The 21506-nt window shown below is 69.7% G+C and carries 21 protein-coding genes; 16 read left to right on the top strand and 5 right to left on the bottom strand.

Annotated elements, in window-relative coordinates; genetic code table 11:
• Positions 1-14 precede the first annotated feature (14 nt).
• The 5 genes from ACE3RQ_RS09840 to ACE3RQ_RS09820 all read left to right on the top strand — a co-directional run bounded on the left by ACE3RQ_RS09840 (position 15) and on the right by ACE3RQ_RS09820 (position 3129).
• A complete protein-coding gene (locus tag ACE3RQ_RS09840; protein ID WP_374521797.1) occupies positions 15-479 on the top strand; it encodes a MarR family winged helix-turn-helix transcriptional regulator in 465 nt (154 codons plus the stop codon).
• 22 nt (positions 480-501) lie between these two features.
• On the top strand, positions 502-978 hold the full coding sequence (locus ACE3RQ_RS09835; RefSeq protein ID WP_374521796.1) for a bacteriohemerythrin: 477 nt from the start codon (positions 502-504) through the stop codon (positions 976-978).
• Between the two features lie 90 nt (positions 979-1068).
• Positions 1069-2115 carry a TRAP transporter substrate-binding protein gene (locus tag ACE3RQ_RS09830; RefSeq protein ID WP_374521795.1) on the top strand — a complete coding sequence of 349 codons (1047 nt, stop codon included), beginning with the start codon at positions 1069-1071 and terminating at the stop codon, positions 2113-2115.
• Positions 2116-2206: 91 nt separating this feature from the next.
• Entirely contained in the window at positions 2207-2542 is a 336-nt protein-coding gene (fdxA, locus tag ACE3RQ_RS09825; protein WP_374521794.1) for a ferredoxin FdxA, read from the top strand.
• Positions 2543-2673: 131 nt separating this feature from the next.
• Positions 2674-3129: a hypothetical protein gene (locus ACE3RQ_RS09820; RefSeq protein WP_374521793.1), complete on the top strand. Its 456-nt coding sequence runs from the start codon at positions 2674-2676 to the stop codon at positions 3127-3129.
• Here the strand turns inward: ACE3RQ_RS09820 and ACE3RQ_RS09815 are convergent.
• Positions 3101-3853: a response regulator gene (locus ACE3RQ_RS09815; RefSeq protein ID WP_374521792.1), complete on the bottom strand. Its 753-nt coding sequence runs from the start codon at positions 3851-3853 to the stop codon at positions 3101-3103. The two genes, ACE3RQ_RS09820 and ACE3RQ_RS09815, sit on opposite strands and share 29 nt — an antisense overlap.
• A 76-nt stretch (positions 3854-3929) precedes the next feature.
• Here ACE3RQ_RS09815 and ACE3RQ_RS09810 point away from each other — a divergent pair, with 76 nt between their 5' ends.
• From ACE3RQ_RS09810 to ACE3RQ_RS09790, 5 genes are all read left to right on the top strand, one after another.
• Positions 3930-6500: an ATP-binding protein gene (locus ACE3RQ_RS09810; RefSeq protein ID WP_374521791.1), complete on the top strand. Its 2571-nt coding sequence runs from the start codon at positions 3930-3932 to the stop codon at positions 6498-6500.
• Between the two features lie 149 nt (positions 6501-6649).
• Positions 6650-6889 carry a hypothetical protein gene (locus ACE3RQ_RS09805; protein WP_374521790.1) on the top strand — a complete coding sequence of 80 codons (240 nt, stop codon included), beginning with the start codon at positions 6650-6652 and terminating at the stop codon, positions 6887-6889.
• Positions 6890-7005: 116 nt separating this feature from the next.
• The gene (locus ACE3RQ_RS09800; RefSeq protein WP_374521789.1) at positions 7006-7557 is read left to right on the top strand and encodes a phosphatase PAP2 family protein; all 552 of its coding nucleotides are present in this window, start codon (positions 7006-7008) and stop codon (positions 7555-7557) included.
• Between the two features lie 13 nt (positions 7558-7570).
• Positions 7571-8905: an NRAMP family divalent metal transporter gene (locus tag ACE3RQ_RS09795; RefSeq protein WP_374521788.1), complete on the top strand. Its 1335-nt coding sequence runs from the start codon at positions 7571-7573 to the stop codon at positions 8903-8905.
• Between the two features lie 137 nt (positions 8906-9042).
• Complete coding sequence (locus tag ACE3RQ_RS09790; protein ID WP_374521787.1) at positions 9043-10470, top strand: Do family serine endopeptidase; 1428 nt, start codon at positions 9043-9045, stop codon at positions 10468-10470.
• 9 nt (positions 10471-10479) lie between these two features.
• Here the strand turns inward: ACE3RQ_RS09790 and ACE3RQ_RS09785 are convergent, their stop codons facing one another.
• The 4 genes from ACE3RQ_RS09785 to ACE3RQ_RS09770 are packed head-to-tail and all read right to left on the bottom strand — an operon-like array spanning position 10480 to position 15196.
• Positions 10480-11643 (bottom strand): ABC transporter permease, encoded by a 1164-nt coding sequence (locus tag ACE3RQ_RS09785; RefSeq protein ID WP_374521786.1) that lies wholly within the window; start codon positions 11641-11643, stop codon positions 10480-10482.
• Positions 11643-12815, bottom strand: coding sequence for an ABC transporter permease (locus tag ACE3RQ_RS09780; RefSeq protein WP_374521785.1), 1173 nt, complete (start codon positions 12813-12815; stop codon positions 11643-11645). Before ACE3RQ_RS09780 ends, ACE3RQ_RS09785 begins: the two co-directional genes overlap by 1 nt.
• A 12-nt stretch (positions 12816-12827) precedes the next feature.
• On the bottom strand, positions 12828-13799 hold the full coding sequence (locus tag ACE3RQ_RS09775; RefSeq protein WP_374521784.1) for an HlyD family secretion protein: 972 nt from the start codon (positions 13797-13799) through the stop codon (positions 12828-12830).
• Between the two features lie 2 nt (positions 13800-13801).
• Complete coding sequence (locus tag ACE3RQ_RS09770; protein ID WP_374521783.1) at positions 13802-15196, bottom strand: TolC family protein; 1395 nt, start codon at positions 15194-15196, stop codon at positions 13802-13804.
• A gap of 393 nt (positions 15197-15589) precedes the next feature.
• Between ACE3RQ_RS09770 and ACE3RQ_RS09765 the strand changes: the two genes are divergently transcribed.
• The 6 genes from ACE3RQ_RS09765 to ACE3RQ_RS09740 all read left to right on the top strand — a co-directional run bounded on the left by ACE3RQ_RS09765 (position 15590) and on the right by ACE3RQ_RS09740 (position 21501).
• Complete coding sequence (locus tag ACE3RQ_RS09765) at positions 15590-16723, top strand: ABC transporter substrate-binding protein (protein WP_374521782.1); 1134 nt, start codon at positions 15590-15592, stop codon at positions 16721-16723.
• A gap of 27 nt (positions 16724-16750) precedes the next feature.
• A complete protein-coding gene (locus ACE3RQ_RS09760) occupies positions 16751-17623 on the top strand; it encodes a branched-chain amino acid ABC transporter permease (RefSeq protein WP_374521781.1) in 873 nt (290 codons plus the stop codon).
• Positions 17620-18612, top strand: a complete 993-nt coding sequence (locus ACE3RQ_RS09755; protein ID WP_374521780.1) for a branched-chain amino acid ABC transporter permease — start codon at positions 17620-17622, stop codon at positions 18610-18612. The genes ACE3RQ_RS09760 and ACE3RQ_RS09755 overlap by 4 nt, the downstream gene beginning before the upstream one ends.
• Positions 18609-19406: an ABC transporter ATP-binding protein gene (locus ACE3RQ_RS09750; protein WP_374521779.1), complete on the top strand. Its 798-nt coding sequence runs from the start codon at positions 18609-18611 to the stop codon at positions 19404-19406. The genes ACE3RQ_RS09755 and ACE3RQ_RS09750 overlap by 4 nt, the downstream gene beginning before the upstream one ends.
• Positions 19403-20167 carry an ABC transporter ATP-binding protein gene (locus ACE3RQ_RS09745; protein WP_374521778.1) on the top strand — a complete coding sequence of 255 codons (765 nt, stop codon included), beginning with the start codon at positions 19403-19405 and terminating at the stop codon, positions 20165-20167. The genes ACE3RQ_RS09750 and ACE3RQ_RS09745 overlap by 4 nt, the downstream gene beginning before the upstream one ends.
• A gap of 98 nt (positions 20168-20265) precedes the next feature.
• Positions 20266-21501 carry an FAD-dependent monooxygenase gene (locus ACE3RQ_RS09740; RefSeq protein WP_374521777.1) on the top strand — a complete coding sequence of 412 codons (1236 nt, stop codon included), beginning with the start codon at positions 20266-20268 and terminating at the stop codon, positions 21499-21501.
• Positions 21502-21506: the final 5 nt, after the last annotated feature.

Genomic DNA, 21506 nt, shown 5'->3' with positions numbered 1-21506 from the left:
TGGAATTGAAACCCATGGAAAACACCGCCGATATCGCCACGATCGATACGCAGCAATACGTGCCTTCATTGCTCAACGTATTGAACAATCGATTGACCTCCGGCGCCTCCACCCTCTATTTGCGGAATTACGGCGTCGGCATCAACGAATGGCGCATCATGGTGGTGCTGGCACGCACGCCAGACGCCTCAGCCAAGACGATCAGCCAGCAGTCGGCCATTCACCTCACGGTGATCAGCCGCAGCCTGCGCGACATGGAAAGCAAAGGCCTGGTGGAAATCCAGCCATCAAAATGGGAGCGTGCCATCAAGCTCACGCCCCAGGGAATTGAAACCTACAACCGCATTCTCAAAACCGCGCGCCAGCGAGAAAAACTGCTGCTCACCGGATTTGACGAGAAAGAGCAATCGCAATTGTGCGAATACCTGCGCCGCATGGTGAGCAATATTGCGCTGGTGGACGAATACAAACCGGAATAGAGCCCCGGGAAAGTGAGAAAAGATGGACAAGTCGGAACAAGGCACGTCGTTGGGCCACGCGGGTGTGCTGTGGAATGACGACCGCCTGCTGGGCTACGGCCCCATGGATGAGACCCACCGCGAGTTCTACGAGGTGGTCTTTCGCCTGCTGACCTGCCAGGCCGACACCGCGCTGGACGCACTGGCCGCTGTGGACCGCCATGCCCGTGAGCACTTCGAGCAGGAAAACGGCTGGATGCGCAGCACCGGCTTTCCTTCGGGCCAATGCCACATCGACGAGCACGACGCGGTGCTGCGCTCGCTCACCGAGGTAGAGCAGGCGCTGCGCGAAGGCCGCGCCAATGAAACCCTGGCCCACCAGTTGGCCGAGCACCTGCTGGCCTGGTTCCCGGGCCACGCCGACTACATGGACTCGGCCCTGGCCGCCTGGATGAGCAAACGCCAGTACGGCGGCAAGCCCGTGGTCATCAAGCGCCACCTGGCCGACACCCTGCCCTGAGCACGGCCCGCCGCTTCTTCAACGCCCCCTTTTCCCACCACCGGCATCCGCACCGGGTGCTATTTCTCGCCCCACAAACAGGAGACAACCATGATCGGACGCAGAACCCTCATCCAAGGCGCAGGCGCCGGCTTGCTGGCCGCGCCCTTCTTGAACCTTCGCGCGCAAGAGGTGCACAAGCTGCGCTTCAGCACCTTCATGCCCAACACGTCAAACGTGTACGCCAACATCCACAAGCCGTGGATGGAGAGGATCGAGAAGGAATCGGGTGGCCGCCTGAAGTTCGAGCCCTACCCCTCCATGCAGCTCGGCGGCACGCCCGCGCAGCTCTTTGACCAGGCCCGCGATGGCGTGTCCGACATCAGCTTCGCGCTCTCGGGCTACGCCGCTGGCCGCCTGCCCACCATCGAGCTGTTCGAACTGCCCGGCTTCACCTACGACGGCGAAGGCTCGTCCAAGGCCCTGTGGGAATTCGCCATGCAGCACGCCATGGGCGACTTCAAGGACGTGCACGTGCTCGCTCTGCACAACCACGGCCTGAACGTGGTGCACACCCGCACCAAGGCGCTGAAATCGGTTGCCGATTTCAAGGGCGTGAAGATCCGCGGCGCCTCGCGCACGTCCACCCAGATCCTGAACGCCCTGGGCGCGATTCCGGTGGGCATGCCGCTGCCGCAGGTGCCCGATGCGCTGTCCAAGGGCGTGATTGAAGGCGCCGTGGTGCCCTGGGACACCGTGCCGCCGGCCAAGCTCAACGAGCTCACGTCTTTCCACACCGAGTTCGCCAAGGGACTGCCGGGCTACAACAACAGCACCCAGTTCATGGTGATGAACAAGAAGCGATACCAGGCGCTGCCGGCTGACCTGCAGAAGATCATCGACAAAAACTCCGGCCTGGAGTTCTCCGGCCTGTCGGGCCGCATCATTGCGGGTGGCGACGACCCGGTGCGCAAGATGGTGATCGAGAAGGGCAGCACCGTGACCGCGCTCGACAAGAGCGAGTTCGACCAGTTCATGCGCAAAACCGCTGGCGTCATCGACACCTGGATTCAGGACATGAACAAGCGCGGCCAGGACGGCAAGAAGCTGTACGAAGCCGGTCAGGCACTGATCGAAAAGCACCGCCCCAAGGCCTGACGCCCACTGGCGGCCCTGCCGCCAAAGGCCGCCCACCACACGCGGCCATTCGGCATGGCGGATGATTGCGGGTTTTCCCTGATCACCCGCCATGCCTTTCATCGTCACCGAGCCCTGCATTCAGTGCAAATACACCGACTGCGTGCAGGTGTGCCCGATGGACTGCTTCGTGGAAGGGCCGAACTTCGTGGCGATCGACCCCACGGGCTGCATCGACTGCTCGGTGTGCGTGCCCGAATGCCCGGTGGACGCCATCGTGAACGCCAGCGAAGCCAACGACGCGCAGCGCCCCTACATCGAGCTCAACGCCCGCCTGGCCCGGCACCCGGGCGCCCAGTCCATTCGCCAGCGGCAGGCGCCGCTGCCCGACCACGCCCAGTGGCGCGAGGTGGCGCACAAGGGCGAGCAACTGCGCTGGCCTGACTGAGACGGCGCGCGCGGGCGTGATCGCCGGCCAGGCTTGTGTTGCATCTGTCAGAAAAGGGCCGGCCGCCCGACATGAAGCCGCCACCTGGCGACCGCACACTGGCCAACCCATTGACCCGCCGCACACCCGCCATGCCTGCCCCTCAGCCGTTCGCCCCAACTGCGCCCGCGCGCCGTCGCCCGGCGCTGCGGCACGCCTTGCTGGGCGCTTGCCTGGCCTGGGCCTGCGGCACGGGCATGGCCAGCGCAGCGCCGCCCGCCACCTCGGCCAACGGGGTGGTGCAGGTGACGCCTGGCCCCCTGCCGGGCGAACCAGGCCATGGCAAGGCAGCACCCGACACGGGACGGGCCGTGGCCCACAAGGCGCCCGCCCCCACCCGCACCAGCTTGCGCGCGCACCGGCTGCAGACCTGGTGGCACATCGGCCTGGCCGCGTTGGCGGGTGGTCTGTTCGCCTGGCTGGTGATGGCGCTGGTGCGGCTGGCGCGCCGGCCACGCGGCGCGGGCGCACCGCAGCGCCAAGACGCCAGCGGCCAGGCCCCGGCGGCGGGCGACGATGTCAGTACAAGGTCTCGACGCTCGGGGTGAACAGGTAGCCAGCGCCGCGCTCGGTCACGATGAGCTCGGGCTTGCTGTGGTCGCGCTCGATCTTGCGGCGCAGGCGCAGGATCTGCACGTCGATGGTGCGGTCGTACACCTCGGCGCTGTGCAGGCGCGAGAGGTCAAGCAACTGGTCGCGGCTGAGCACGCGCTGCGGCGCCGAGCAAAAGGCCACCAGCAGGCTGAACTCGTTGTTGCTCAGCTCCAGCTTGCGGCCATCGGGCGCGCCCAGGCGGCGGGTGCGCAGGTTCAACTCCCAGCCGGCGAAGCGAAAAGCGCGGCGCTTGTCGTCGCGCACGGTCTGCTCGGGTGGGCGCTGGTAGCGGCGCAGCACGGCGCGGATGCGCGCCAGCAGCTCGCGCGGGCTGAAGGGCTTGGTGACGTAGTCGTCGGCGCCGAGTTCCAGGCCCATCACGCGGTCGGCCTCTTCGGCCTTGCCGGTGAGCAGCACCAGCGGCACCGAGGCGCGCTCGCGCAGCTTGCGCGCCAGCACCATGCCGTCTTCGCCAGGCAGGCGAAGGTCAAGCACCACCAGGTCAATGGCTTCCTGGTCGAACACCTCGGCCATGCGCCGGCCGCTCTCCACCGCGGTCACGCGCATGTCGGCCTCGCCCAGGTAACCGGTGAGCAGTTCGCGCAGCGCGGGGTCGTCATCGACCACCAGAATGTGGGGCGAATGGGCCGGGGCGGGGGCGTCGTCGAAAGCGGTCATGGTCGGGCTCGGGGCAGGCGCGGCGGCGCTGGCGATCGGGTATGGTCGATGGTAGCGCGCCCCCACCGAGGCTGACATGCCCCAGCCACCCAAGCCCACCGAGATCACCCTGGACGACGGCCTCACCGCCGACTCGCCGCCGCCGCACTGGCGCAGCGTCATGGCCGACCGTGGCGTGCTGGTGCCGGTGTTCATTGCCCTGCTCATGGCCGGCTGGCTGGCCTTCGGCCTCATCACGCTGCGCCAGCAGTCGCTGGAGAGTGAGGGCCGCATGCTGGGCGCCCTGTCGGCCGCGCTGGCCGACCAGGCCGACAGCGCCTTGTCGGCCGCGCAAACCGCCATGCGCGCCACCGCCGAAGAACTGGCCGCCGGCAACTGGGAGGCCGACACCGACGTGGCCGAGGCCCTGCTGCGCGCGCGCGGCTCGGCCGTGCCGGCGCTGCGGCAGATGCTCTTGCTGGACACGCAGGGCGAGGTGATCAGCGCCGCCGACGACCGCATCCCCGACCTGGACTACCGGCAGCTCGACCTGTTTCGCATCGCCCTGGCCGCCGCGCCCGGCACCGCCCACCTGGGCGCGCCGCTGAGCTGGCCCGACCAGCCCAGCCCCTGGATTCCGCTGTCCATGCCCTGGTTCGACGCCAACGGCCGCCTGGGCGGTGTGGTCGTGATGGCCGCCGACACCACCCTGCTCTACGGCGGCTTCGAGCGCACCCGCCCCTCGCCCGACGTGGCCCTGCTGGTGCTTCGCAGCGACGGCAGCCCCCTGGTGGGCGAGCACTCGGCGCGCACCGAGGCCCTGGCCACGGCGCTGGCCCAGGCCGGCGAGCGCACGGGGCAGAGCTGGCGCGAGCTGCCGCTGGCCAGCGACCCGCCCTCGCGCTGGCTGGTGGCCGACCACACCATGCGCCGCGCCCCGCTCACCGTGGTGCTGAGCCGCGACACGCAAGGCGTGCTGCGCGAGTGGCGCACCCAGGCCTGGCTGGTGGGCAGCTTCGCCCTCTCGGCCTTGCTCGTCACCTGGGGCCTGAGCCTGCGCCACGCGCGCGAGCAGCGCTGGCGCGAGAACAGCCAGCGCGACCTGCAGCGCCAGCGCGAACGCGCCACGCGGGCCTTTCTGGCTGCGCGCGAGGGCCTGTGGGAATGGAACCCGGCCACCCGGCGCCACTACCTCTCGCCGCGCATGCGCGCCCTGCTGGGCTTCGAGCCCAACGCCCCCACCGCCGCCGATCAGCCCCTGGGCTGGCCCGAGCGCCTGGCCAGCGCCGAGCGGCAGCGCCTGCAAGAGGCCATCGCCCAGCACCTGCGCGAGCACACCGCCGACTTCAGCGCCACCGTGCTCGTCACCCCGCCCGACCACGCGCCGCGCCACGTGCAAGTGCGCGGCCAGGCCCTGCAAGACGCGTTGGGGCAGATGCAACTGGTGGCCGGCACCGCCTACGACGTGTCCGACGAGGTGGCCGCCGCCGAGAAAACCCGCCTGCTCGATGAGCAGTTGCAGCGCGCGCGCCGCCTGGAGGCGCTGGGCACCCTGGCCGGTGGCGTGGCGCACGACTTCAACAACGTGCTGGCGGCCATCCTGGGCTTTGGCGAGCGCGCCCAGGCCCAGGCCCCGGAGGGCAGCGCGCTGCGCCGCCACCTCGACCAGATCGTGCGCGCGGGCGAGCGCGGCAAGACCCTGGTGGAGCGCGTGATGGCCTTCAGCCGCAGCGGTGCCAGCCAGGCACAGACCTACTGGCCCAAGGCGCTGGTGCAAGAGGCCTGGCAGCTCACCCGCGACAGCAGCCCCCCCGGCGTGGCCCTGGAACTGGCCCCGGGCGCCGACGACCCTGCCCTGCGCGGCGATGGCGTGGCCTTCTTCGAGGCCAGCCTGAACCTCATGCGCAACGCCGTGCAAGCCGTGGGCGAGCAGGGCCATGTGCAGGTGAGCCTGCAAGTGCTCGACGTGACCAAGCCCCAACTGGTGTGGCATGGCAGGCTAACGCCCGGGCGCTGGCTGCGCCTGCGCGTGCAGGACGACGGGCCCGGCATCGCCGCGCCAGACCTGCCGCACCTGCTGGAGCCCTTCTTCACCACCAAGACCGGCAGCGGTGGCACCGGCCTGGGCCTGGCCGTGGTGCACGCCATGGTGCGCGACGCGCAAGGCGCGCTGGACATTCGCACCGCCCCGGGCGAGGGCACCGAGATCGATGTGTACTTGCCCGTGCCACCGGCCGACACCGCTGGCACCGGGCTGCCAACCGGGCCGATTCCCCAAGGCCAGGGGCAGGTGGTGATGGTGGTGGACGACGAGGCCGCGCTGGTGGAGCTGGCCGAGGAATGGCTGGCCGAACTCGGCTTGGAGCCGCGCGGCTTCACCGACCCCGAGAAGGCCTGGGCCACCTTCAGCGCCGACCCCACGGCCTTTGACGTGCTCATCACCGACCAGATGATGCCGGGGCTGGACGGCCTGGCGCTGGTCACGCGTTGCAAGGCGCTGGCCCCTGGCTTGCGCACCGCCGTGGTCACGGGTTTTGGTGGTGACGACTTCAGCCAGCGCGCGCAGGCCGCTGGCGTGGACAAGGTGCTGGCCAAGCCCTTGTCGGCCGCCGCCCTGGCCGAGGCCTTGGGCCCCTTGCTGGCCCCCCGCGCCGACGCTGGCGCCTGATTCCCTGGCGCAACACGCCAGGTTGCAGGTGAAACATGCGCACAGGCGCACGACACAAGCCCGTGCGCCTGCGCCCCGAGCATTGGGTCCGTGGTCGATGACACGCAGCAGAGACCTCAAGACCCCCACCCTGCGATTTGGAGCACAGCATGAAGATCCGCCAACTGATGATCGCCACCACCCTGGCCGCCCTGGGCGCCACCGCCTTTGCCCAGGCCCCCGCCACCCCGGCGACCCCCGCCGCCCCGGCCGCTCCGGCCACCGCCGCCGCGCCCGCCACCCCGGCCAAACCCGCTGCCCAGGCACCGGTGAAGAAGAAGGCCACCAAGAAGGCCCACAAGGCCAAGAAGACCACCAAGAAGGCCGCCGTCAAGCAGCCTGCACAGTAAGCCCATTGCGCGCGTGGCCCTGGCAGGCCCGCGCCTGAGTTGACCTCCGATGTTGGCCACCCCGACCTGATCCGTCGGCGTGGCCTTTTTTCCGCCCTTTGCCAACGCGTTGCGCCATGAATCTCAACGAACAGGCCTTTCTGGCCATCAACCTGGGCAGCCAGGCCTCGGCGCTGTGGGTGTGGCTGGCGCAAGAGGCGGCCACCCAGTTGCTGAACCTCACCGGCGCGGCCATTGTGCTGGGCGGTGTGCTGGGCCGTGGCCGCTGGCGAACCCTGGGCCGCCAGGCCGCCCTGGCCATGGCGGGCGGCTTTGGCGCGGCCCGGCTGATCACCCATCTCGTGTACCTGCCTCGCCCCCAGGTGCTGGGCCTGGGCCACCAGTGGCTGGCCCACGCGGCCACCAGCAGTCTGCCCAGCGCCCACAGCACCGTGGCCGCCGCCTTGGGCGCCGTGTGGTGGTGGGCGCTGCGCGGCAGCGCCTGGCGCTGGGCCGGGCCGGCCCTGGCCCTGCTGGTGGGCTGGGGCCGCGTGGCGGTGGGCGTGCACTTCCCGGCGGACGTGCTGGCCGGCTGGCTGCTGGGCGCGGCCTGTGCCGGCGCGGCCATCGCCGCTTTGCCCTGGCCGCCGCGTGCCCAGCCAGGCACCGAGCCTTTGCCCAAGCCCTGAGCACCGCCTGCCCATGAGCCCGCCACACACGAGCACCACCGCCCCCGGGGCATCGGCCATTGGCGACAACGCCTCGCGGGGCACGCGCTGGCAGCGCCTGCGACAGCGCTGGCAAGCCCTGGGCCCGGGCCTCATCACCGGGGCCGCCGACGACGACCCCAGCGGCATCGCCACCTACACCCAAGCCGGCGCGCAAATGGGCTATGGCCTGCTGTGGACGGTGGTGCTCACCTGGCCGCTGATGGTGGCCATTCAGTCCATCAGTGCGCGCATCGGCCACGTGAGCGGCCAAGGCCTGGCCAGTGCCATGCGCCAGGTGTGGCCGCGCTGGCTGGTGGGCGCCCTGGTGCTGCTGCTGGTGGGCGCCAACACGCTGAACATCGCCGCCGACCTGGCCGCCATGGGCGAGGTGATGCACGGCCTGGGCCTGGGGCCCAGCCAGTTGTGGGCGCTGCTGTTGGGCGGTGTGTGCGTGGTGTGGCCGGTGCTCTTGTCTTACACCCGGGTGGTGCGCTGGCTGAAGTGGCTCACCCTGAGCCTGCTGGCCTATGTGCTGGTGAGCCTGTGGATGAAGGTGGACTGGCGCGCCGCCCTGTGGGCCAGCGTGTGGCCCTCTGGCTTGGGTGGACATGAAACGTCGATGACGGCGGTGATGACGGTGGTGGCCTTGCTGGGCACCACCCTGAGCCCCTATCTGTTTTTCTGGCAAGCCGCGCAAGAGGCCGAGCTGCGGCGCGACCACACCGCGCCCTGGCCCACGCGCCGCGCGCTGCGCCGCATCGCCTGGGACACGCGGGTGGGCATGTTCGTGTCCAACCTGATCGCCTGGTTCGTGGTGGTGTCCGCCGCTGGCACCTTGCACGCCAACGGCATCACCCAGGTGAACACCACCGCCCAGGCCGCACAGGCCCTGCGCCCCCTGGCCGGCGATGCGGCCTATGCGCTGTTCACGCTGGGCATCCTGGGCACCGGCCTGCTGGCCGTGCCGGTGCTGGCGGGCTCGGCCGCCTACGCCGTGGCCGAGTTCGCGGGCTGGCCAGCCTCGCTTTCACTGCGGCTGGAGCGGGGCGAGGGACGCGGCTTCTACGGCGTGCTGGCGCTGGCCTGCCTGGGCGGCGTGGCGCTGTGCTTCACCCCCAGCGACCCGATGCAAGAGCTGTACTGGGCGGCCGTGGCCAACGGCGTGGCCGCCGTGCCGCTGATGGTGGCGGTGATGCTTCTGGCCGCCAAGCCCGAGGTGATGCGCCAGTACACGGTGCGCGGCGCCTTGCGGTGGCTGGGCTGGCTGGCCACGGGGCTGATGGCGGTGGCCGTGGCGCTGTCGTGGTGGCCGCTGTCGGCGCACTGACCCGGCGCCGGTTGCAATCGAAACGCAGAGCGCCAACGCGGTAGCGAACACGCCATGGGCGCGGCGCACCATGGCCCCACCTGCTGCCGTGTCCTGCGCAACGGCGGCCTTGTTCTCGCTTCAGGAAAGGACATTTCATGGCCCACTCACCTGCCCGCCTGGCCCCCTGGATGGGGGCCGCCCTGCTGGCCGGCGCCCTTGGCGGCGCCGTCACGGCCCATGCCCCGCTGGAGCGCTGGTGGCCCGCTCACCCCGCCTCGGCCAGCGCACAGCCCCGCCCCGCCCCGATCGCAGCCGCCCTGCCCGACCTCTCTGCCATCGCGCGCGACCACAGCGCGGCCGTGGTGAACGTGACCGTGGCCGGCACGCGCCGCGTGGCCTGGTCACCCGATGGCCGGCCCCAGCCACGCCGCCGGGGCGCCGACGCCGCCGACGAGGTGGTGCGCGGCGTGGGCTCGGGCTTCATCCTGGACGAGAGCGGCGTGATCCTCACCAACGCGCACGTGGTGGACGGCGCCGACCGCGTGACGGTGAAGCTCAATGACCGGCGCGAGTTCAGCGCCCGGGTGCTGGGCAGCGACCCGCTCACCGACATCGCGGTGCTCAAGATCGACGCCCGCCAACTGCCCGTGGTGCCGCTGGGCAGCGAGCGCGACCTGCGCGTGGGCGAATGGGTGCTGGCCATCGGCTCGCCCTTTGGCTTTCAGAACACCGCCACCGTGGGCGTGGTCAGCGCCAAGGGGCGCACCCTGCCCGACGACAGCCTGGTGCCCTACATCCAGACCGACGCGGCCATCAACCCCGGCAATTCGGGCGGCCCGCTGTTCAGCGCCGAAGGCAAGGTGGTGGGCATCAACGCGCAGATCTTCAGCCACACCGGCGGTTACGAGGGCCTCTCGTTCGCCATTCCCATCGACATCGCACTCAAGGTGAAGGACCAGATCATGAAAACCGGGCACGCGCAGCACGCCCGCCTGGGCGTGGCCGCCCAGGACGTGGACCAGACCCTGGCCGAGTCCTTTGGCTTGAGCTCGCCGCATGGCGCGCTGGTGGCCGAAATCGAACCCGGCAGCCCGGCCGACAAGGCCGGCCTGCGCCCGGGCGACGTGATCCTGCGCCTGGGCGACGAGCCCATCCACGAGGTGGCCGACCTGCCCGCCGCCGTGGGCCAGGCCCAGCCCGGCGACCGCGTGGCGCTGGCGCTGTGGCGCGAGCGGCGCAGCCTGAACGTGACCCTGGAGCTCACCGACGCCCGCGCCCCAGGCCAGCGGCCCACCGACACCGCCCAGACCCGCCAGGACACCCGGCTGGGCCTGCTGATCCGCCCCTTGACGCCGCGCGAGCAGCGCGCCCACGACGGCGCCCACGGCCTGTTGATCGAAGGCGTGAGTGGTGCTGCCGAACTGGCCGGCGTGGAGGTGGGCGACCTGCTGGTGGGCCTCAACGGCCACCCGGTGGACAGCGCCGAGCAGGTGAAGGCCGAGGTGCAGCGCGGCGGCAAGGCCTTTGCCCTGCAACTGCAGCGCGAAGGCGCCACCCTGTTCGTGCCGCTGCGCCTGGGCTGAAGGCGGGCCTCAGGCCGGGCGCCGGGCCCAGGGCCGGTGCAGCCAGGCCAGCCACAGCAAGCCCCCCAGGCCCAGGGCCAGCAACGCGAGCAATTGCGGCCACACATCGGCCAACGAGGCGCCCAGTTGGTTCAGCCGCAGCGAGGCCTGAATACCCGCCGTACTGGGCGCCAGCCAGCGCAGCGCCTGCAGCGGCTCTGGCAGGGCCTCGGCCGGCCAGGAAAAGCCGGCCAGAAACGCCAGGGGCAAGGCGGTGAACAGCAGCACCTGCAGCACCCGCTCGCGGTTGGCCATCCACCAGCCCAACAGGCAGCCCAGCACCACCACGGCCGGCACGTAGCAGGCCAGCAGCACCAGCGCGCCCAGCGGGTTGCCACCGCTGGGGTAGGCGTTCATCAGAAAAATCCAGCCGAAGTAAAACAAGCCGCTGATGCCACCGAGCGTGCAAAACGCCAGCAGGCGCCCGGCCCAGGCCCGCGCGCTGGCGCGCTGGCGGCCCGCCTCGGCCCAGGTGGCCACCCGCATGGCCACGCCCATCAGCAAGGTTTGCTGCAGGATGATGAGCGCCACCGCCGGCACCACGAAGCTGCCGTAACCCTCGATGGGGTTGAACAGCGCCAGCGACTGCAGGCGCACCGGCTCGCGCCCGAGCTGGGCCTGCCACAGGCTCTGGCCACGCGCCTGCAACTGGCGCATCTCCACCCCGGCCGAGGCGGTGCCCACGGCCTCGGCAAACCCCAGTTGCACCGCCTTGCTCACCAGGGGGTAGGCGGCATTGGCCTGCACCGTGGCCGAGACCGCCTGGCCGCGCACCACGTGGCGCTTGAGGTCGGGCGGCAGCAGCAGGTAACCCTCGATCTCGCCGCGCAAGAGCGCGCGCTGCGCGCTGGCCTCGTCGCTGCCCACCCAGCGCAGGTCCAGGCGCGGGCTGGCCTGCACGAAGCGGGTGATCTGGCGCGACAGGCCGCTGCCGTCCTGATCGACCACCGCCACCGCCACGCGCTGCACCACCTCGGGGCCGTAAAACCAGGGGTAGAAAAAGCCGTAGAGAACTGGCGCGCCGGCCAGCAGCAGCAACACGCCCTTGTCGCGCACCACCTCCAGCAGGGCCTGCCACCAGGCCTGCCAGAGGCTGCGCGCGGTGTCGGCGGGGCAAGGCATCTCGTGGGCCATTAGCGCCCTCCCCAGCTGGCCGGCTGGCCGGCCGCCCGGTGCGCGGTGAGCACCGCCACCGCCATCAGCACCGCGGCGGCGCCCCACAGCGCCAGCGCCGTGGGCACGCTCTGCGCCACCGGCGCGCCCAGCAGCCACTGGTCCATCTGCAGGCGGATGTGGTGGGTGTAGGGCATGGCCTCGGCCCAGGCGCGCGCACCGGGCGACATGGCCGCCAGCGGAAAACCCACGCCACTGAAGGCGAAGGCCGGCGCCGAGAAAAAGCCGCAGGCCGACAAGGCGGTGCGCAGCGAGCGCGTGAGGCCCGCCAGGGCCGCGCCGCCGGCCACCGACACCGCCATCAGGGCCGCCATGCTGAGGGCCACCCAGGCGATGCTGCCCGGCGGGTGCCAGCCACGCCCGCCCGACAGCCAGGCCAGCCCCAGCCAGCCCACCAGCGTGAGGCTGGCCCAGGGGATGGCCAGCTTGCCCGCCAGCGCGGCGCCCGCCTGGGCGCGCGAGGCGCCCGCCAGCCAGGGCCCGATGCTGCCGTCGCGCAGCTCGCGCCCCAGCGCCCAGGCGCCCGCCGTCATGGCCAGGATGTGCAGCAGCGCCGGCACCAGGGCCGAGGCCAGAAAGGGCTCGTAGTTGCCCGCCACATTGAACAGGCCCAGCAGGCGCGTGGGCACGGGCGTCATGCTCACGCGCACGCTGCGCGTTGCTTCGCCCCGCTTGTTGCGCGCAGCCATCTCCACGCCGGCCGAGAGCGTGCCCACGGCGGTGCGCACGTCGCGCTGAATCAGGCCCGAATGCGTGGCGAGCTGGGCGTTGTGCAAGAGCGTCACCTCGCCCACCCGGCCCTGCTTCACCTCACGCGCGAAGTCGCGCGGGATGTGCACCACGGCGTACACGCGGGCGGCGCGCAGCGCGCCCTCGGCCTCGGCCAGGTTCAGCGGGCGCTCGTCCACGCTCAGGCCCGGCGTGGCCTGCAACATGCGCACGAGCTGGCGCGAGAGGGCCGAGTGGTCTTCGTCCAGCACGCCAATGGGCAAGTGCCGGGGCAAGCCGGCGGAAAAAATCCAGGCGATCAGGGCCACGGCCAGCAGCGGCACCCAGCTCACCATGGCCAGGTCCCAGGGGCTCTGGCGCAGGCGCCAGGCCTCGCGGCGCAAGCTGCTCAAAAACGCAGACATGGGCGGTGTGCGTCAGGGCACCAGCACGCTCATGCCGGGGCGCATGCCCTCGATGGGCGCCAGCGGGCGGGCCTTCACCTCGAAGGTGCGCGCATCAAAGCCCTGGTCGGCCCGGGTGGCGCGCCAGGTGGCGAAGTCGGGCAAGGCGGCGCTGTGGAACACCTTGAAGCGCACGCTGCGCTGCGCCAGCGCGGGCAGGCGGCCCTCGAACTCGGCGCCCAGGGCAAAGCGCGAGAGCATGTCTTCGCGCACGTTGAGCACCACCCACTGGTCTTGCAGGTTGACCACCGTGACCACCGGCACGCCCTGGGGCGAGAGCTCACCCACGCGGGCCAGCACCTTGGCCACCTCGCCGGCCACCGGGCTCTTGAGTTCGGTCTCGGCCTGCGCGGCCTGCACCTCGGCCAGCACGCCGGCCACCTGGCGCACCTGGGCGCTGGCGGCCGAGCGGTCTTCGGGCCGGGCACCAGCACGGGCCAGGTCGTACTGGGCCTTGGCGGCCAGGGCCTGGTCGCGCGCGGCGCGGTGGTTGGCCTCGGCTTCGTCGCGCTTTTGCGCCGCCACCAGGCCCTCGCGGGCCAGGCCATCGACACGAGCGAACGAGCGCTCGGCCAGTTGCGCGGCGGCCACCGCTCGTTGCCAATTCAATCGCGCCATCTCGATCTCTTGCGGCCGTGCCCCGGCCTGGGCCTTGGCCTCCACCGCGCGCGCCGCTTCCTGGGCGGCCGTGGCCTGCGCCAGCTTGGCCGACACCTCAGGGCTGTCCAGGCGCAGCAGCGGGCTGCCCACGCTCAGGCGGTCGCCCTCTTTCACCAGGATCTCGGCGATGCGCGCCGTCACCTTGGGGGCCACATCGGTTTCCTGGGCCTCCATCTGACCCTGGATCGGCACGGGCACCGGGCGCGAGGCCTGCCAGAAACCCCAGGCGGTGAAACCCACCGCCGCCAGCAACACGGCGCCCAGCGCCACGCCTTGCTTGTTCATCCTCACTCCACTTTGGTGTTGGCCCGCGCCATGTAGCGCTCAAAGGCGTCGCCCTGCCCGCTGGCTTCCAGCAGCTCGGCCAGGGCCTTGATGTACTCGTAGGCCGCCTGCGCCCGCTCGGTCTGCACCTTGGCCTGGTTGAGTTGCGCGTCGATCAGCTCTTGCGTGGTGCTGGTGCCTTCGCGCAGCCCCACCTGGCGCAGGCGCAGCACCTCGTCGGCCACCTCCAGCGCGGGCTGCTGCGACCAGAAGGCCTGGCGCGCCTGCTCCAGCGCCATCCAGCGCTTCTCCACCAGCAGTTCGATGTCGCTGCGCGCCTGCTCATACAGGCTTTGCGCCTGGTCGATGCTGCGCAGGCTCGACTCGGCCAGGGTCTTGCGGTCCAGCGGGTCGAACAGCGTCCAGCGCACGCCCACGCCCGCCACCCAGTCGGCCGAGCGGCCGGTCTTGAGCTCGCGCTGGCCGAAGGCGAACACCTGTGGCTGGCGCAGGGCCTCCTGGGCGGCGTGCAACTGCTCGGCCTGGCCCTTCTTGGCGTTGATCTTGGCCAGCCCCGGGTGGTGGGCGAGCGCGGCGTCCACAAAGTGCGGCAAGGGCTCCACCGGCTCGGTGAGCACGAACAGCGGGCTGGTGGGGCGCACGCGCGCGCTGGCCTTGACGGTGCGCGCCAGGGCGGCGGCGGCCAGCTCGGCCTCGTCGCGCGCCTTGCGGGCCTGGCGGCGGGCGTCTTCCAGCGCGGCGCGCGCCTGCAGGCGCTCGATGCGGGCGATCACGCCAGCGTCGAGCATTTTTTGCGCGGCGCTGTCGTGCTGCTCGATGTTGCGCAGCGCGGCCTCACGCAGCGCGGCGGCCCGCTCGGTGAGCTGGGCGCCGAAGTAACGCTGCACCAGCAGGGTCTGCATCTCTTCGGTGGTCTGCGCGGCGTCGGCCTGTGCCTCGTCGGCCTGGGCGCCCAGCAGGCGGCGCGCGGCTTCGGCGGCGCCACCGGTGTAGAGCGGCCACACGCCCGAGACCGAGGCGGTGCTGTTGGTGTCGCTGCGCTGCAGGGTGTAGCTGGCCGGCAAGCTGGGCAGGCTCCCCAGCACCCCGGCCAGCGGCGGGGGCAGTTGCGCCACGGCACCCCCCACGCTCTGATTGATCGGGTCGAGGTTCAGGTCGAGGCTGGCGTTGTAGGCATAAGCCATGGCCCCCAGGCTGATCACCGGCCCGCCCAGGCCTTGGGCGGCTTCGCGCTTGAGCTGCGCGCCTTGCAGCGCTTGTTGCGAAGCGGCCAGGCGGTCAGAGCGCTGGCGAAGCTTCTGCTGGGCGGTGGCGAAGTCCATGGGCTGGGCCCAGGCAGCGGGCAAACCAAGGGCCAGGCCAAACAGAAGGAGACACAAACGGGCGATCGGGCGCATGGGCATCGCGGCGAAACGGTGGGGAGTAGGCGTGACCCTATCACGGCTGGGCACCCTGCGGCCGGTAGGTGGAGCGGGACGGGTGGCCGTGCACCGTGAAGCAACAACCGGCCCCTGCCTGGTGCGCCGACGGCCCGCTGGTGTGGCGCCGGCGAGTCCGGAGGACAGGCGAGCGCGCCCGAAATGGCCAGATCGCAGGGCCGCGGGGCTGGCATCGTTCATGCTTACTGACTGGCCAATTAATTTAGGGTAAGCCCTAGAACGCTGGTGGCAGCGGTGTTTTAGAGTGCACCCCTAATTTAATTAACTGGTTAATTTATTTTCTTCCTGGCCCGGGGCCGGTCGGCTGACCGGTGCGGGTCCAGGTCTTTTCCCCGCCCACAGGAGATTCGGATGCAACACTGGAAACAAGCCCTTCTCACCGCCGGCCTGGCGTCGCTGTCGTCGATGGCGATGGCACAAGAGACCATCAAGATCGGCGTCATCGAGCCCTTGACCGGCTCGGTGGCCTACAACGGGCTGGCCTCGCTCAACGGTGCGAAGCTGGCGGTGGAACGGCGCAACGCCGCTGGCGGCGTGCTGGGCCGCAAGATCGAACTGGTGGTGGAGGACGGCCAGTGCCGCCCGGCGAACTCGGTCAACGCGGCGGAGAAGTTGATTCAGCGCGACAAGGTGGTGGCGCTTCAGGGCGCGTTCTGCAGCTCGGCCACGGCGGCCGTGATGCCGGTGGCCGAGAAGTACAAGGTGCCGCTGCTCACCGGCGTATCGTCCAAGGCAGACCTCACCGAGAAGGGGCTGCAGTACTTCTTCCGCTCGGCCGAGACCGATCGCCTGATGTCCAAGACCTTCAGCAAGATCCTGGCGGAGAAGCTGCAGCTCAAGAGCGTGGCCTACATCGGCGTGAACGACGACTGGGGCCGCGGTGGGGTGGAAGATTTCTCCAAGGACCTTGAAGCCCTAGGTGTGAAGACCGTGATGAAGGAGTACTTCGACCACGGCGCCACCGACTTCTACACCCTGCTGACCAAGCTGCGCGCCAGCAAGGCCGATGGCGTGTTCGTGGCCGCCGAGACGCAGGACGGCTCGATTCTGGTGAAGCAGTTCAAGGAGATGGGCCTGCAGACCAAGATCTTCGGCGTGGGCTCCTGGGCCACGGCCGATTTCATTGGCCTGACCGGCGCGGCCTCGGAAGGCATCTACGCCGCTGTGCCCTACGCATCGAGCTTGCCGGGCGAGCGCAACAAGGCCTTCGTGGACCTGTACGCCACCGCCTTCAAGGAGAAGCCGGGCAAGTACGGTGCCGCTGGCTACAACGCGATGAACATCCTGATGGACGCCATCGCCCGCGCTGGCAAGACCGAACCGGACGCGATCCGCGACGCACTGCGCAAGACCGACTACCAGGCGCCCAACGGCCGCTACCGCTTCACCGACAAGGGCGAAGGCTATGGCTTTGACGTGGTGCTGGTGCAGATCGCGAACAAGGAGCCGCGCGTGATCACGCAGGCCCAGACGGAAAAGCCCTGATCGGCGGCACGGGAACGGACTGAACACATGGAACTGTTGCCACAGTACCTCGCCAACGGCCTGGTGACGGGTTCGTTCTACGCGCTCTCGGCGCTGGGACTGACCCTGATCCTGGGGCTGATGCGCGTGGTGAACTTTGCCCACGGCGAGCTGTACATGCTCGGTGGGGTCATGGGCTGGTGGGCCACCACCCGCCTGGGTCTGGACTTCTTCACTGGCTTGCTGCTGGTGGCCGTGGTGATGGGCGCGTTCGGCTGGCTGATCGACCGCCTGTTGATCGAGCGCATCCGCGACCAGGGTGAGGAGCCGGGGATTTTGCTCACCATCGGCCTGTCGATCTTTCTGGCCAACACCGCTCTGCTGGCGGTGGGCACTGCGCCGCTGAAGGTGGAGGCCCCGCTGTCTGCCGGGCCAATGATCTTTGGGCCGGTGGTGCTGACCAAGCTGCGCGTGTTCGCGGTGGTGGTCTGCGCGGCGCTGATCCTGGCGGCCTGGCTGGTGATCCACAAAACGCGCCTGGGCCGCGCGATGCGCTCGACTTTCCAGGACCCGATGGCGGCGCAACTGGTGGGCGTTCGCACCGCCAACGTGTACGCGGCCACCTTCGCCATGGGCACGGTGATCGCGTCGATGGCCGGGATGTTGCTGGGCTCGATCTACACCGCGCAGGTGTCCATCGGCGGCCTGGTGAGCATGAAGGCTTTCGTGGTGGTGATCCTGGGCGGCATGGGCTCGTTCGCGGGCGCCATCGTGGGCGGGCTGCTGCTGGGCATCGTGGAGGCCCTGTGGGGCGGCTACGTGGCCACCGGCTGGGTCGACATCATCGGCTTCGCGCTGGTGATCCTCACCCTGCTCTTCCGCCCTTACGGGCTGTTCTCAAAGCGAGCGGAGCGCGCATGACTTTTGAACGACGCATTCTTCTGGCCCTGATGGCGCTGGCGGCCGTGCTGCCGCTGTTCGTGCGGGACCAATACGTGCTGCACATCGCCATCATGGTGCTGTTCTTCGCGGTGCTGGCCAGCAGCCTGAACCTGGTGGTGGGCTACGTGGGCGAGTTTTCGCTGGGCCACACGGCCTTTCTGGGCACGGGGGCGTACACGGCGGCCATTCTGGCCACCCAACATGGCTGGCCGCTGTGGGCCACCATTCCCATGGCGGGCCTGCTGGCCGCGCTGATGGGGGTGGTGATCGGTGCCCTCACGCTGCGGCTGCAGGGCCCGTTCTTCGTGATCGTGACGCTGTCCTTCGCCGAGGTGCTGCGCCTGATCGCCGACAACTGGATCGGGCTGACCAATGGTCCCATGGGCATTGCGGGCGTGCCGCAGCCCGAGTGGCTGGCGCAGGCCAGCAACCTGGCGGCCAAGCAGTTCTATTACGGCATTGCCTGGGTGCTGCTGGCGCTGACGCTGTACCTCTCGTACCGCTTCGTGTACTCCAACGCCGGGCGCGCCGCGGTGGCCGTGCGCGAGAACCGCTATGTGGCCCAGTCCATCGGCATCCGGCCATTGAACTACACCATGCTGGCCCTGGTGCTGGGCGCCCTGCTCTCGGGCATGGCCGGTGGGTTCTACGCGCACTACATCTCCTTCGTGGGGCCAGAGGTGTTTCGCTTCGCCTTCATGGTGAGCATGATCATCATGGTGCTGATAGGCGGCAAAGGCACGCTGGTGGGCCCGCTGATTGGCGCTTTGCTGGTGACCTTTCTGGAGGAGTACTTGCGCGAGGCCAAGGAGCTGCGGCTGTCGATCTTCGGCCTGGCCGTGATCGCCATCGTGCTGTTTCTGCCGCGCGGCCTGATGGGCTTCATCACCCAACGCCGCGAGGCGCGCGGCACGGCCCCTGCGGCCGCCACCGCCAGCGCCCCCACCACCCAACGGAGGCCCGCATGAGCAGCGCCACCCTTTCCCCGCCGCCGCGCACGCTGGAGATCCGCGGGCTGGGCAAGTCTTTTGGCGGCATCCATGCCGTCAAGGACATCAGCTTTGACGTGAAGACCGGCGAGATCGTGGGCCTGATCGGCCCCAACGGCGCCGGCAAAACGACCTGCTTCAACCTCATCACCGGCTTCTACTCGCCCAGCACCGGGCAGGTGCGCCTTGGCGGCGAGGACGTGACGGGCAAGAAGCCTTTCGAAATGGCTCGCATGGGCATCGTGCGCAGCTTCCAGAAGACCAACATCCTGAAGTCGCTCACGGTGTTCGAGAACGTGCTGACTGGCCACTACCTGGAGGCGCGCCAGCCCTTGTGGCGCACCTTCTTCCCTGGCCGCACGGTGCGTGAGGCCGAGCACAGCGTGCGCGAGAGCGCCACGCGCATCGTGCACACCATGGGCCTGGGGCACCGCATCGACACGCCAGCCTCGGCGCTGTCGTGCGGTGAGCTGCGGCTGCTGGAGGTGGCGCTGGCGCTGGCGGCCAAGCCCGAGATCCTGATGCTAGACGAGCCGGCCGCCGGCCTGAACAGCCAAGAGGCGCGCACCTTCGGCGAAATCCTGAAGACGCTGCGCGGCACGCTGGTGCGCTCGATCCTGATCGTGGAACACAACATGAGCCTGGTGATGGGGGTGTCCGACCGCATCGTGGTGATGCACTTCGGTCAGAAGCTGGCCGAAGGCGCACCCGCCGACATCCAGGGCAACAAGCAAGTGATTGATGCCTACCTGGGCGGAGGAAACCAAGCATGAGCGACGCTGTGATCGACGCACCGCAGGCCCGCGTGGCCGGGCAACAGGGCACCGCCCTTCTGGAACTGAGCGACCTGCACGTGAGCTACGGCAAGACCGCCGCGCTGCACGGGGTGAACCTGTCGGTGTACCCCGGCGAGGTGGTGGCCCTGATTGGCGCCAATGGCGCGGGCAAAACCACCACGCTGCGCGCCATCTCGGGCCTGCTCAAGCCCACGAGGGGCGACATCCGCTTCAAGGGTTCGTCCATCGCCGGCCTGTCGGCCGACAAGGTGGTGGCGCTGGGCATTGCCCAGTCGCCCGAAGAGCGCCACGTGTGGCCCACCATGACGGTGGATGAGAACCTTTCGATGGGCGCCTACCTGTGCAAATCGAAGGTCGAGGTGGAGCGCCGCATGGGCATCGTCTACCACCGCTTCCCACGCCTGAAAGAGCGCCATCGTCAGCTCGCCGGCACCCTCAGCGGCGGTGAGCAACAGATGCTGGCCATCGGCCGAGCGCTGATGTCCGAGCCCACGCTGCTGCTGCTGGACGAGCCCAGCCTGGGACTGAGCCCGCGCATGGCCGATGAGGTGTTTGCCTTTGTGCGCGAGATCAACGCACATGGCGTAACGGTGGTGCTGGTGGAGCAGAACGTGCACAACGCACTGAACGTGGCCTCGCGTGCTTATGTGTTCGAGACCGGGCGGGTGGTGGCCGACCGCGACGCCCAGAGCCTGAAACAAGACCCCGAACTGCTGAGCGCCTACCTGGGCGCCTGAACGCCGCCAGGCCACCCCGGGTGGTCTTGCGCTCCAGAAATTAATTTGCCAACCATTTAACAACGGCCCGAACTGGGCCAAGCAACAGGAGCAAGAACATGACGACAAGCATGCGAGTGGGCATCGTCGGCGCGGGCATCGGTGGTGTCGCGCTGGCACGGGCCCTGCACCAGAGGGGCATCGAGGCCCACCTGTTCGAGCGCGCGGCCGCCTTCGGCGAAATCGGGGCCGGGGTGCAGATGACACCCAACGCCGCCAAGGTGCTCAAGGCGCTGGGGGTGGGCGAAGGCCTGGCGCGCATCGGCTTCCTGCCCAACGCCATGGTGGGGCGCAACTGGGAAGACGCGCGCGAGCTGTTCCGCACCCCTTTGCGCGAGGTGTGTCCGCGCCTGTTCGGCGCAGATTTCTGGCACGTGCACCGAGCCGATCTGCACGCCATCCTGTGCGAGGGCCTGCCGGCCGATCGCGTGCGATTCAACGTGAGCTGCACCGGCGTGACACAGCGCGGCGAGCGCGCCGTGGCGCATTTCAGCGACGGCTCCGAGTTCGAGGCCGACCTGATCGTGGGCGCCGATGGCATTCACTCAGTGGTGCGCGACGCCACCTGGGGCCAGTCGGACGCGCGCTTCACCGGCCACATGTGCTGGCGCGCGCTGGTGCCGGTGGAGCAGCACCCCCTGCCCTTCGTGAGCCCCGACGCCTCGTTCTGGATGGGCCCGAAGGCGCACATCGTCACCTACTACGTCAAGGGCGGTGCGGCGGTGAACATCGTGGCGGTGAACGAGAGCCCCACCTGGGTGGCCGAGTCCTGGACCGAGCCCAGCACCCGCGAGGAGCTGCTGAGCGCCTACGAAGGCTGGCACGAGAACATCGTGAAGCTGTTCGAGCGCACCGACAAGCAGCAGATCTTCAAGTGGGGCCTGTTCGACCGCGACCCCATGGACCGCTGGTCCAAGGGTCGGGTCACGCTGCTGGGCGACGCGGCCCACCCCATGCTGCCCTTCCTGTCGCAAGGTGCGGCCATGGCCATTGAAGACGCCTACGTGCTGGCCACCGCGCTGGCGCACTTCGGCGCCGACACCGACGCCGCGCTGGACGCCTACGAAGCCGAACGCCGCCCACGCACCGCACGCGTGCAACTGGAGGCGCGCGAGCGAGGCCGCACCTACCACCTGGCCAGCCCCGAAGAGCAGAAGCAGCGCGACCTGGCCTTCCAGCAGGCGCAGGCCCAGAACCCGAACGCCGTGGGCATCAAGGCCGAGTGGGTGTACGAGTACGACGCCACCCGCTGTGCCGAGCGCTTCGGCACCACCCCGACCCCCGCCCTCGCCTGACCCCG

Source organism: Hydrogenophaga sp., from assembly GCF_041913525.1.
In the GTDB taxonomy this organism is placed as follows: domain Bacteria; phylum Pseudomonadota; class Gammaproteobacteria; order Burkholderiales; family Burkholderiaceae_C; genus Hydrogenophaga.
Note: the sequence above shows the minus strand (reverse complement) of the source record. Positions and strands in the feature narration are given on the sequence as shown.